The organism is Thaumasiovibrio subtropicus, assembly GCF_019703835.1.
Classification (GTDB): domain Bacteria; phylum Pseudomonadota; class Gammaproteobacteria; order Enterobacterales; family Vibrionaceae; genus Thaumasiovibrio; species Thaumasiovibrio subtropicus.
Genome location: NZ_AP023055.1, coordinates 1,161,323 through 1,171,951 on the forward strand (window position 1 = coordinate 1,161,323; position 10,629 = coordinate 1,171,951).

15 protein-coding genes are annotated in these 10,629 nt (G+C 47.2%); 6 read left to right on the forward strand and 9 right to left on the reverse strand.

Annotation, left to right across the window (positions count from 1 at the left end):
• The first annotated feature begins 164 nt into the window (after positions 1-164).
• The 3 genes from proV to proX are packed head-to-tail and all read left to right on the forward strand — an operon-like array spanning position 165 to position 3,511.
• Positions 165-1,352 carry a glycine betaine/L-proline ABC transporter ATP-binding protein ProV gene (gene proV / locus TSUB_RS21680; protein WP_087025033.1) on the forward strand — a complete coding sequence of 396 codons (1,188 nt, stop codon included), beginning with the start codon at positions 165-167 and terminating at the stop codon, positions 1,350-1,352.
• 4 nt (positions 1,353-1,356) lie between these two features.
• Positions 1,357-2,493, forward strand: coding sequence for a glycine betaine/L-proline ABC transporter permease ProW (gene proW / locus TSUB_RS21685; RefSeq protein WP_087025031.1), 1,137 nt, complete (start codon positions 1,357-1,359; stop codon positions 2,491-2,493).
• Between the two features lie 10 nt (positions 2,494-2,503).
• Positions 2,504-3,511, forward strand: coding sequence for a glycine betaine/L-proline ABC transporter substrate-binding protein ProX (gene proX, locus TSUB_RS21690; protein WP_087025029.1), 1,008 nt, complete (start codon positions 2,504-2,506; stop codon positions 3,509-3,511).
• Positions 3,512-3,654: 143 nt separating this feature from the next.
• On the opposite strand, the gene TSUB_RS21695 is transcribed toward proX, so the two are convergent.
• The 5 genes from TSUB_RS21695 to TSUB_RS21715 form a co-directional block, all read right to left on the reverse strand.
• Entirely contained in the window at positions 3,655-4,098 is a 444-nt protein-coding gene (locus TSUB_RS21695) for a GNAT family N-acetyltransferase (protein WP_087025027.1), read from the reverse strand.
• A gap of 34 nt (positions 4,099-4,132) precedes the next feature.
• Positions 4,133-4,690, reverse strand: a complete 558-nt coding sequence (locus TSUB_RS21700) for a sugar O-acetyltransferase (protein ID WP_087025025.1) — start codon at positions 4,688-4,690, stop codon at positions 4,133-4,135.
• A gap of 212 nt (positions 4,691-4,902) precedes the next feature.
• Complete coding sequence (locus TSUB_RS21705) at positions 4,903-5,334, reverse strand: hypothetical protein (RefSeq protein ID WP_087025037.1); 432 nt, start codon at positions 5,332-5,334, stop codon at positions 4,903-4,905.
• Positions 5,335-5,408: 74 nt separating this feature from the next.
• Complete coding sequence (locus TSUB_RS21710; RefSeq protein ID WP_246616474.1) at positions 5,409-5,966, reverse strand: GNAT family N-acetyltransferase; 558 nt, start codon at positions 5,964-5,966, stop codon at positions 5,409-5,411.
• On the reverse strand, positions 5,959-6,435 hold the full coding sequence (locus TSUB_RS21715) for a GNAT family N-acetyltransferase (RefSeq protein WP_159065015.1): 477 nt from the start codon (positions 6,433-6,435) through the stop codon (positions 5,959-5,961). Before TSUB_RS21715 ends, TSUB_RS21710 begins: the two co-directional genes overlap by 8 nt.
• Before the next feature lie 193 nt (positions 6,436-6,628).
• Here TSUB_RS21715 and TSUB_RS21720 point away from each other — a divergent pair, with 193 nt between their 5' ends.
• From TSUB_RS21720 to TSUB_RS21730, 3 genes are read left to right on the forward strand one after another with little or no spacing between them, the layout of a single operon-like run.
• Complete coding sequence (locus TSUB_RS21720; RefSeq protein ID WP_087025021.1) at positions 6,629-7,150, forward strand: hypothetical protein; 522 nt, start codon at positions 6,629-6,631, stop codon at positions 7,148-7,150.
• Positions 7,147-7,518, forward strand: coding sequence for a glutaredoxin family protein (locus TSUB_RS21725; protein WP_087025020.1), 372 nt, complete (start codon positions 7,147-7,149; stop codon positions 7,516-7,518). The genes TSUB_RS21720 and TSUB_RS21725 overlap by 4 nt, the downstream gene beginning before the upstream one ends.
• 10 nt (positions 7,519-7,528) lie before the next feature.
• Positions 7,529-7,951 carry a VOC family protein gene (locus TSUB_RS21730; RefSeq protein ID WP_087025018.1) on the forward strand — a complete coding sequence of 141 codons (423 nt, stop codon included), beginning with the start codon at positions 7,529-7,531 and terminating at the stop codon, positions 7,949-7,951.
• A 21-nt stretch (positions 7,952-7,972) separates the two neighbouring features.
• Here the strand turns inward: TSUB_RS21730 and TSUB_RS21735 are convergent, their stop codons facing one another.
• The 4 genes from TSUB_RS21735 to TSUB_RS21750 all read right to left on the reverse strand — a co-directional run bounded on the left by TSUB_RS21735 (position 7,973) and on the right by TSUB_RS21750 (position 10,619).
• A complete protein-coding gene (locus TSUB_RS21735) occupies positions 7,973-8,650 on the reverse strand; it encodes an alpha/beta hydrolase (protein ID WP_087025016.1) in 678 nt (225 codons plus the stop codon).
• 89 nt (positions 8,651-8,739) lie between these two features.
• On the reverse strand, positions 8,740-9,549 hold the full coding sequence (locus TSUB_RS21740; protein ID WP_202819776.1) for an esterase/lipase family protein: 810 nt from the start codon (positions 9,547-9,549) through the stop codon (positions 8,740-8,742).
• A gap of 79 nt (positions 9,550-9,628) precedes the next feature.
• The gene (locus tag TSUB_RS21745) at positions 9,629-10,144 is read right to left on the reverse strand and encodes a chalcone isomerase family protein (protein ID WP_087025014.1); all 516 of its coding nucleotides are present in this window, start codon (positions 10,142-10,144) and stop codon (positions 9,629-9,631) included.
• Positions 10,131-10,619 (reverse strand): DUF2878 domain-containing protein, encoded by a 489-nt coding sequence (locus TSUB_RS21750; protein ID WP_087025012.1) that lies wholly within the window; start codon positions 10,617-10,619, stop codon positions 10,131-10,133. Before TSUB_RS21750 ends, TSUB_RS21745 begins: the two co-directional genes overlap by 14 nt.
• Positions 10,620-10,629 lie beyond the last annotated feature (10 nt).

The window sequence follows — 10,629 nt, forward strand, 5'->3', positions numbered from 1 at the left end:
AGAAAAAACGATAACGCAACTAACTCGCTACATTACGAGCATTTTTGACGCATATATCGTGCGACTTTGCTACAAAACCAGATTTGATCTTATGTAGTCAATTGATTAGAGTACTAACCGTTCGCGTCACACAGCGAAAAGCAAGATCATAAAAGGAACAAAGAATGCCTCCCATACTGGAAGTTCAAGGGCTATATAAAGTATTTGGTGAGAAGCCTGACCGCGCTTTCTCTCTGATAGAGCAAGGAAAAAATAAAGACACCATCTTCGAACAGACAGGATTGACTGTTGGTGTTCATGACGTATCCCTCTCCATCAACGAAGGCGAAATCTTCGTTATCATGGGCCTCTCTGGCTCGGGTAAATCCACACTAGTTAGACTTCTCAACCGTCTCATAGAACCAACACAAGGTAATGTGCTGCTACGCGGTAAAGACATCGCCCACATCTCTGAAGACGAACTTCGCCAAGTGCGTCGCAACAACATCTCCATGGTTTTTCAGAACTTTGCATTAATGCCACACATGACGGTTATCGAAAATGCCGCATTTGGGCTTGAGTTAGCAGGTATTGCTTTGGAAACTCGTCAGGCGAGCGCAATGGCGGCATTGGAACGCGTTGGCTTAGATGCCTACGCAGACTCCTACCCTGATGAGCTTTCAGGCGGTATGAAACAACGTGTGGGCCTAGCAAGAGCGCTGGCTTGCGACCCAGATATCTTGTTAATGGACGAGGCATTTTCAGCACTTGACCCATTAATTCGAACCGAAATGCAAGATGAGTTAATTCGCTTGCAGAATGATGATAAACGAACCATTGTCTTTATTTCGCATGACCTCGATGAGGCAATGCGGATCGGTGATCGTATTGCCATTATGCAGAACGGCGTTGTTGTTCAGGTTGGTACACCGGATGAGATCCTCAATCAACCTGCCAATGACTACGTTGAAGCCTTTTTCCGAGGCGTAAATATTGCCAGCGTCCTTTCTGCGAAAGATATTGCCCGCAAGAAACCCGCAGCCGTGTTCAAAAAGTCTGAACATGATGGTCCTGCCTCCGCAATGCAGATACTGATTGATAGTGACCGTGATTATGGTGTGGTCGTCGATAAGTTGAATCGATTTGAAGGCATCGTCTCTATCGAGTCCTTACGTGAAGCGCAAAAAAGCAATGCGTCTTTGACAAGCGCTTTACTGCCCGACAGTGTCACACTTTCCCCACACCTTCCGATCAACGACACCTTAGGGACTGTCGCCAGTGTGCCTTATGCCGTCCCTGTTGTTGATGAGGAAAAACACTATTTTGGTGTTATCACTAAATCACGATTGCTGCAAACATTAGACAGAGATTAAGCACATGGCGAATACACAAGACACTACTGACCCGTGGGCGCAATCCACTGACACACCTGCAGACCCATGGTCACAAGCGACAGAGTCATCTAGCGCTGACCCATGGTCTCAAACGACTTCAGAGCCAACGTCTGACCCTTGGGGGCAAGTGACCAATACTGAGCCGGAAAATAGCTGGTTAACCTCAGAAGCTGTGGAAGAAACCCCTTTTGATATCATGGATCCCTTTGCGGAAGCCATTCTCCCACTCGACAGCTGGGTAGAAACCGGACTTAACTGGTTGGTCGAACATGGTCGTCCCGTCTTCCAAGCCATCCGGGTACCGATTGATTTTATCCTCAGCTCATTCGAAACAGCGCTTGTATCAACACCTGCGCCTTTTATGCTGGTTATCTTGTTCCTATTAGCATGGCAATCGGCAGGTATTCGATTAGGCGTATCCACCTTAGCCGCGCTGATCGGTATTGGCCTGATTGGCGCTTGGGAAGAAGCGATGGTGACACTTTCTCTCGTCATGACATCCGTCTTTTTCTGTTTGCTTATCGGACTGCCACTCGGAATTTGGCTTGCGAGAAGCGATACCGCCGCCAAGTTTGTTCGGCCGTTGCTAGACGCCATGCAAACCACACCTGCATTTGTCTACCTTGTGCCTATTGTCATGTTATTTGGTATTGGTAACGTACCCGGTGTTGTTGTCACCATTATCTTTGCGTTACCTCCCGTGGTGCGACTTACCATTCTCGGTATCCAGCAAGTTCCAGAAGAGTTGATAGAGGCAGGTCATTCCTTTGGCGCGAATCGTAAACAGATGCTTTACCGCATCCAGTTGCCTCTCGCTATGCCAACCATTATGGCGGGTGTCAACCAAACATTAATGCTGTCACTTTCTATGGTGGTTATCGCCTCAATGATTGCGGTAGGCGGACTCGGACAAATGGTACTTCGTGGTATCGGCCGTCTTGATATGGGCTTAGCTGCGGTTGGCGGTGTCGGCATTGTTATCTTAGCGATTTTGCTTGACCGCATCACACAGACACTTGGCGTTAACGCGCAAAACACTAAACAGCGCTGGTACCACACTGGCCCTATCTCGCTGTTCCTAAAAAAGAAACAACAACCAAAAGCAAGTACTGCTAACTAGGAGAAAACCAATGAACTATTCATGGAAGAAAGTGCTACAAGCAAGCGTACTATCAACCGTCACGCTTTCTGCAACTGCAATGGCAGACAAGCTACCGGGAGAAGGGATCAAAATTCAACCCGTCCAATCAACGGTAGCCGAAGAAACATTCCAAACGCTTATCGTTAACAAAGCAATGGAAGCCTTAGGTTACGAAGTGCTGCCAACTAAAGAAGTAGATTACAATGTGGCTTATACCTCTATCGCTGAAGGTGACGCCACTTACCTTACCGTGGGTTGGTTCCCGCTTCATGCTGATAAATACACCATGGCAGGTGGCGACGAGAAGTTTTTCCGCAAAGGTCAATACATCAGTGGCGCAGCCCAAGGCTACCTAATTGACAAGGCGACAGCTGAAAAGCACAACATCACAAACATCGGCCAACTGACTGATCCAGCAATTGCGAAACTGTTTGATGCTAACGGCGATGGCAAAGCAGATTTGACAGGTTGTAACCCTGGCTGGGGTTGTGAGATGGTTATCGAACACCAAATCGATGCGTTCAAGCTAAGTGACACAGTGACGCATAACCAAGGTAACTATGCCGCGATTATCGCGGATACCATTTCACGCTATAAGAAAGGTGACCCAATCCTTTACTACACATGGACACCATACTGGGTGAGTGGCGTATTGGTTCCGGGTAAAGATGTCGTTTGGCTAGAAGTGCCGCATTCAGCACTACCAGGCGAACGCAGTAACGTCGACACCGCCCTTCCAAACGGTAAAAACTACGGTTTCGAAATGAACTCAATGCGTATTGTTGCCAACAAAGCCTTTGCTGATGCTAACCCTGCCGCGGCTAAATTGTTTGAAATCATCAAAGTCAACATCAATGATGTCAGTGCGCAAAACATGATCATGAATACTGGTAAAAACTCTGCAGCGGATATCGAATCGCACGCGAATGGCTGGATTAAAGCCAACCAAGCCACCTTCGATGCATGGGTAGAAGCCGCGAAACAAGCTGCGCTTTAAGCCTAGAGTCACCCATCAAGCAAAAGCCGAGCATCTTCGCTCGGCTTTTTAGTCTGTCTCATTTAACACTACTCTACTCTTGGCAATTTATGCGAGAGAGTGATAATGCTGATAGAGGAACCCACAATCGCTTAATCACGAGCTCACTCACAGGCTTCCATAGGAATAAACCGAATCCCCGCAACCTGAGATTCAGGGCCCGTGACATTGAATCCTTGCCGCTCGTAAAAGCGCACTGCATTTAACGATGATCGTAACGTGATGCTCTGTTTGCTCGACGACGACATCAAGCGTTTTAGGAGTAAATGACCCACTCCCTGACCTTGAACCGATTTATCGACAAATAAATGTGATAAATAGTCGCCGTTTTTGATCGCGCCGACACCAACAATCTTGCCCTCGCTACATGCCTTCAACGTGACATAGGCTTGACGATCAAAAATTTCTTCCAGCGCATCGATCACAAACGCTTGATAGGATTGCCGACCTTCATCCGTAAACTCAGAGAGAACATCGACGCGAGAGACCTCGCTGATAAGCGCTTTCACGCTGTCAAGATCCGCTAACGTCGCTTCACTTATTTGCATCTCACTACACTCCTTCTCAATACAACACAACTTACTACACTACCAGATGCTTGATAAACCTCGCCGGTACCCCGCCATACAGCGTGTCTGGTGGCACATCACGATTCACAAACGAACCTGCTGCGACGACTGACCTCGCCCCAATTGTCACCCCGGGCTTGATCACGACGCCACCGCCTATCCACACGTCGTCCTCAATCAATATCGGCTCACAATAGGTTTCCCATCGTCTTCGCTGTTGATAATCGAGAGGATGACTCGCCGTGTAAAACTGCGCATTGGGGCCAATGAGCACGTTGTCACCGATGACAATACGAGCGCAATCAAGAAACATTGCATTCATATTGACCAATGTGTTCTTGCCAATGAAGATATTTTTACCAAATTCACAGGTAAAAGGTGAACGCAATTTACTCTGTGAACCGAACGCCCCTAGCAACTGATGCAAAATAGTCATTCGACTATCCATATCCAGACTCTGATTCAGGGCTGTAACTAACGCCGCGGCTTTATCTCGGACATCTGTTATTGTTTCATCTTCATCCCAGTAAAGCTCTCCTGACGTCATGATGTCGAACTTAGTCCTAGCCATAGACACCTCCTTAGTGCGGACATCAGTGTCAGTTTATTCATACAAAACGAATAAAACACGCAAAAAGAGAATACATATCGAAAAACGCAAAGAGCGCCGCATTGGCGCTCTGGATGGTTCATTAAATTGCAGTTGAAAATAGAATACTCAGCCTGTTATTGACGCAGCGAATCATTCGCCCTGCAACTGAGGAAAGCATTTAGATGCAGCAATTAAGCTTCGGAAGGCAATTTATCGATATACCATGTGCCTTTACACGGTGCATTCGTGACAGACCACTCCCCTTCTATCCGATCACCTTGCGCTGTTCCAGCAAAACGATAACCCCACCGTTGGCTATTCGCATAGAGCTGGAGGTCGCCTTGTTCTGAAATCCAGCCCTCCAAGATTGTGTTGTTATAAGTGAGGCGAATTTTCACTTTCCCTTCAATGACACTGCCTAAAATATCCGTTTTAAGGCAAATGCTATCCCCACTCGTATCTTTACGAGCACCTTTCCATTCACCATCAAACGTTGTCGAAGCGACGAAATTTGGACTATCTGGCAACGGAGGGTTTAATGGGGCTCTTTCTCCTCGATCTGTATTAACAACAATCAAGGCAAATCCGCCTATCGCAATGAGCGCAAACAACCATTTTTTCATTTTACTATCCATAGCATTTAACTCATTGCAGTCTATCATGCATCCAATTGATGAATATGTTAAGTGCTTCTAAATTAATGACTATCTGTCACGAGTCGACCATAAAGTGCGGAATCTGACACGACCCCGTTCACCTCCCAGCGTGCTCGCAGTAATCCTTCTTGAGTAAAACCAAGACGAGACAGGGCGTTGGCAGAACCAACATTATCAGGATCAATTTCCGCTTCAATTCGTCGCAAGCCAAGCGTATTAAAACCAAACTGAATAAGGGCTTCACCTACTTCTTGGATAACACCTTTACCCCAGTAGGGTTTAGCAACACCAAAGCCAATTTCTGCTCGCTTAGATTCACCATCATAAGCAAACAGCATGCACTTGCCGATCAGCTGTTTTGTTTTCCGTTCAAGGATCACATAGGTCAGAGTCTCATTACTCTCTAGAGCCTGTCTGCAGCTCTCAATAAACGCTGTCGCGTCATGCAATCCTTGCCATGGCGGTGTATTCCAATACTTCATAACAACGGGATCAGAGAAAATCGCAAACAGTGCTCGGTCGTCTTGGCTTTCTGGCAAACGTAAACTAAAGCGATCGGTCTCTATCGGCATCGCTAACTCACCTAACATACTACTCATGCTCTCTCCTATTAATCCTTTTCACCATCTGCCATTCGGTTGCCATCCCACCATCAAGCAGCTCAAAAATCATCGACTTTTCATAGGCTTTAGCTTTAAAACCCATAGATTCAAAAATGGCTTTATTTCCCGTCTCCTCAACGCACCAAAGCGAAAAATGCTCAGCATTTGGAAAAGCAAGTGCCAACTCAGACAGGATTTCATTTGCCACTCCCAATCGTCGGTAACTGGCATCAACAGCCAACGCAGAAATAGATAGACATTTAACACTGAGTTTCACTTCCACTCGTCCGACAAGCGCTCCTTCGTAAAAGTAACCGAAAAAGCGCCAGGATGATTGAATATCAACTTGCTTAGGCTTGGCACCATGTATAACGCGATAGCAATGCCGATAAGGTGCAAAGCACGCTCTCGACAGCGCTAGCCCTTCTGGGTCATTTGCCTCAATTTCCTGCAACTTACCCTGCATCAAACTCTCCTTTACCTCCCGCATATATTCAAAAATCAAGAATAAGCGCTTGTTACCTTGATATCTTTCTAATTAACGCTTCACAGGCAGCCGATTCAATAACATGGTAAGCTTTCACTTTAAGCGATGCCCGATATCGACCCCTCAACGAAGAAAAGGCATAAAACTCACATCAACCTGATCTAGCCATGTTATGACCGCAAGCGCCCTACTTAACTCTTATGGTTCAGCTCTACTCGTGCTGACGGACAAAGAACAACAAGTTCTTTCGCATGTTCTCACTCGACTGGATACACGTTTTGCCGAACTGACTCAGAGACTCAACGATAAACCAGAAGCCGATATTTTATTAGGTTTACTGACTGACACATGGCAAAACGAGAAGGCCGTTTTAGACCATCATGCCGATGCCATGATGGAGATGCAGCAAACCTTAAACCAGTACCTTGACGCCAATGCCATTCGCAATGACTCCTTATCCGAATGGCTTTGTATCTCGAAGCTTTGGTTGCTTGCGCAAGGCTATCAAAACATCGACTTTAGTCTGGCTAACGAGTATGCCGAAAACATATCTCTGACCGTTAATGCAATCACAAATGAGGCGCAAACAGTTGATCGCTCAACGTTAATGCATTGTTATTACATTGGTCAAGACGCGCGTCCTCGTGTACCTTGGTACAAATCAATACAGAAAACGTTATTTGGAAAGTCATGAAACTGATTAGATGGATACTCGGCCGTCTCATTCTTGGAATTAGCACACTTACCAAGCCTAGTGGTATAACGCGTAGCGAAGCAGACCAGCAATCGATTGACAATGCCACCACATCTCTCTCACTGTACCAGTTCCCGGCCTGCCCCTTCTGCGTGAAAGTGCGTCGCTCAATGGCGCGACTATCATTAAACATAGAAACACGCGATCCAAGAACGAACGCTGAAGACCGTCAGGCTCTGCTGGAGGGTGGCGGCAAGCTGACCGTACCTTGTTTGCGCATAGAAGAAGCAGGGCAAGTCACTTGGATGTATGAGTCGAGCGATATTGTCGCTTATTTAGAGCAGCGATTTGGGCAACAAACCGCATAGAGGAATCCTGATGAAGCCAAAAATCAGCATCATTACCTTAGGCGTTGAGAATCTAGACGCTGCAACGCACTTTTATCGTGATGGTCTTCAACTTCCGGAGCATCAATTTGACGGTGACGGTATTTCGTTTTTCGCCTTGTCAGGTACTTGGCTCGCCCTATACCCACATCAAGCGCTTGCAGAGGATATTGGGATACCTTTAGAAAAGCCAACAGGTTATAACGGCGTAACACTCGCCCACAATGTGGTGACAAAAGAAGAAGTCGACGCGGTATTGGCGCAAGCAGTAGCAGCCGGGGCAACCTTAATTAAACCCGCACAAAGCGTGTTTTGGGGAGGCTACTCTGGCTACTTCAAGGATCCAGAAGGCTATCTTTGGGAAGTGGCTTACAACCCCTTTACTGACTTAAGTTGGGAAGCCGATCAACGGTAACAGAGAGGCGATGGCCTCTCGTCATTTCAAACACAATACCTTCGAAAGCCAACGCCCGATTTCAATAATTTGCGGCATCGTAACTTGATGAGCCATAGGATAGGTGGTCCATTGCACATCATAACCGCGCTCAACGAGTGCATCTCTTGCTTCCAGCCCCATATTAGGTAACACAACAGGGTCAAAATCACCATGCATGATACGGACTGGGATCTGGCGATTCGCCTCGGTGAACTGAACATCCTCTCGCGTTGCGAAATAGGTACTCATCGTCAGTAAACCACCCAATGGAAGGTCATAGCCCAACGCGGTATGGTAAGCCACGGCACCACCCTGCGAAAAACCCGCAATCACGATGCGGTTTGCTTTTATTCCCTTTTCTATCTGATCTTCAATCAGATTTTCTATCGCACGCGCAGACGCAATAAGCTGCGACTTGTTCACGGTTCTACTCACACCAGCAGACAAAATATCAAACCATGCTGACATTTTCAGCCCGGCATTGACCGTCACAGGAATGGCTGACGCATGGGGAAAAATAAACCTTACCGCTGCGTCAGCGGGGAGTCCGAGTTCTGGTACCACGGGCTCGAAATCATGCCCATCAGCACCTAAGCCATGTAGCCAGATGACACAGGCATCGGGATCATTCGCTGGCTCAACAAGTACATGCGGAATAAGCTCTCGCTTCGATGACATACTACTTCCTTAATCTACTGCAAGGTTGACATGAAAGTGTTTTCAACAATCAACCTATTTGCTCAAGCCCCTCCTAAGAAGCTTGAGTATTACTGAAATTCACCATGAGCGAGAAAGTGTGACACTTGCTCAATCACTCCTTGATTTTGCATCATAAAGGTATGGGTAACGGGCATGACGATATGCGCTTTCATTCCTGTCACTTTCGTATTTTCAACAGAGACCTTGCCATCATCTGGGCTTGGCAGCAGCAGAGATAACATTGGATTAAAGGTCCTCGACCCTGCAATCACCCCTAACTCAAAATGCACAGGCCCCAACTGATTAGGGATACTATCGGCTTGGGTACCTAATGCTATACCTGCCGGGCCATTGATCCAACCAAACAAGGCCCAATCCCCCATCGCATCCACAATTTCACTACCGCGATTGGGTGGCCCTAACATGACAGCGCGACCAAGCTTAGGCATAGAGTGTTGCGATATATAGTATCTCAATAAGATACCGCCCAATGAATGCGTAACAAAATGTATCTGCGCAGCATCGCCACACGCTTCAATCGCTGGCGGAATCGCAATTTCGGTTAAGGTATCAATCGGATGATCCGTAGAGGGGTAATCTTGATTAACAACACGGTAGCCCAAGGTGGTTAAATGCGCAGCCATTTTAGACATCGAGTCACTGGAGCGAATTAAACCATGAAGTAGCACCACGCATTGACGGTGATTTTCATCAACAAGCTCTTTGTTGTTCGCTTTTTGTGGCGTGATCGAGGTACTGGAAGCTGAGCTAGCTGGCGACGAGAACAGAGCCATAAAGATACCAAAAGCTATGGCCGCTGAGGTCAGCTTAAAAAGAACGAGCCGATGATGGAAATGGCGCTGAGATAAAAAAAGCATGCTGATACCCTGTTGGCCTTCGCACGCTTTCATCAAGCAGAGAGCAGACCATCAGCTCACTTCACGACGTCGACAGCGGCTAAGGCTCTGTTCCAATAAGTGCTGTTCGCATTTTGGGATAAGCGGTGTCAGGAGATAACCATATCGCCATAAAATTGCGACTCAGATCGCTATCTTCAATGACTGCCAGTCGTTCATCTGCAAACCAAAACTCACTTTGGCCACTCTCCTCCAGTGTAAACGTGAGGCGGTCCCCCTCGTTCACATCAGGCCACAAAGGTGCAAGTGCAGCCAACCACTGCGATTGCAATGCTTTATCGATACCTAGATGCTCCCATTGGTCGGCGGTCGCCTCCAGTAAGGTCTCTTTGGAGATACTGCGCTTATATTCTATCGTCAATGCAATGTCGCCTTGCACATCATATTGCCCATTTGGCGACCGCAGCTCTGATTCATAAACACGCCAAAAACCCCAGGTAAATGTCGCGCTGCCAATGGTCTGCCACTGTTGCCAAGAAGAGGCATAGCTTGTCATTGGTGAGAGCCAGTAGGTCAACGAGACCAAAACAAGTGCTAGATGTTTAGACCGCTTCATGAGATTTCACCTCCCGCGATGACCACCAGTGCAGCCCAGCGCACAACATCGCCCACGAAGTGAACACTAAACTCAAGGTCAGCAAATCGCCGAAGGGAAAATCAACCGCTCCTAATTTAAAACCCGCATAATAGCTTGCTGCGGCGCTGGTTGCCCCACCCAACATCACCACCAATATTGGCATGTTGGCCAGACTGGGTTTTAAGTGCCAGCAGTAAAAACCGAATCCCATCCACAAAGACATTAGCCAAAAAGGCATTACACCATGATCAAACGCGAAGAGATCAAAATGAATCATCAATGTATCGAGGGTGATACCTAGCATAGAGACGGAGAGCGCCATCGGTAAAGAGCGAGGAACAAGGGCTAGGTGTATCGCAAGGACGGGAAAAGTGAGCCAAAGCCACTCATCTCTCCCAACAACACACAAAAACCAAAATGCATTGAAGCCCAAAGTCAGTGCCAGCAGTTTCATCACGCCTCCC

What these genes read in the sequence shown, in the direction of transcription:
- proV (WP_087025033.1), top strand. Translation starts at nt 165, where the DNA reads ATGCCTCCCATACTGGAAGTTCAAGGGCTATATAAAGTATTTGGTGAG.
- proW (WP_087025031.1), top strand. Translation starts at nt 1,357, where the DNA reads ATGGCGAATACACAAGACACTACTGACCCGTGGGCGCAATCCACTGAC.
- proX (WP_087025029.1), top strand. Translation starts at nt 2,504, where the DNA reads ATGAACTATTCATGGAAGAAAGTGCTACAAGCAAGCGTACTATCAACC.
- TSUB_RS21695 (WP_087025027.1), bottom strand. Translation starts at nt 4,098, where the DNA reads ATGCAAATAAGTGAAGCGACGTTAGCGGATCTTGACAGCGTGAAAGCG.
- TSUB_RS21700 (WP_087025025.1), bottom strand. Translation starts at nt 4,690, where the DNA reads ATGGCTAGGACTAAGTTCGACATCATGACGTCAGGAGAGCTTTACTGG.
- TSUB_RS21705 (WP_087025037.1), bottom strand. Translation starts at nt 5,334, where the DNA reads ATGAAAAAATGGTTGTTTGCGCTCATTGCGATAGGCGGATTTGCCTTG.
- TSUB_RS21710 (WP_246616474.1), bottom strand. Translation starts at nt 5,966, where the DNA reads ATGAGTAGTATGTTAGGTGAGTTAGCGATGCCGATAGAGACCGATCGC.
- TSUB_RS21715 (WP_159065015.1), bottom strand. Translation starts at nt 6,435, where the DNA reads ATGCAGGGTAAGTTGCAGGAAATTGAGGCAAATGACCCAGAAGGGCTA.
- TSUB_RS21720 (WP_087025021.1), top strand. Translation starts at nt 6,629, where the DNA reads ATGACCGCAAGCGCCCTACTTAACTCTTATGGTTCAGCTCTACTCGTG.
- TSUB_RS21725 (WP_087025020.1), top strand. Translation starts at nt 7,147, where the DNA reads ATGAAACTGATTAGATGGATACTCGGCCGTCTCATTCTTGGAATTAGC.
- TSUB_RS21730 (WP_087025018.1), top strand. Translation starts at nt 7,529, where the DNA reads ATGAAGCCAAAAATCAGCATCATTACCTTAGGCGTTGAGAATCTAGAC.
- TSUB_RS21735 (WP_087025016.1), bottom strand. Translation starts at nt 8,650, where the DNA reads ATGTCATCGAAGCGAGAGCTTATTCCGCATGTACTTGTTGAGCCAGCG.
- TSUB_RS21740 (WP_202819776.1), bottom strand. Translation starts at nt 9,549, where the DNA reads ATGCTTTTTTTATCTCAGCGCCATTTCCATCATCGGCTCGTTCTTTTT.
- TSUB_RS21745 (WP_087025014.1), bottom strand. Translation starts at nt 10,144, where the DNA reads ATGAAGCGGTCTAAACATCTAGCACTTGTTTTGGTCTCGTTGACCTAC.
- TSUB_RS21750 (WP_087025012.1), bottom strand. Translation starts at nt 10,619, where the DNA reads ATGAAACTGCTGGCACTGACTTTGGGCTTCAATGCATTTTGGTTTTTG.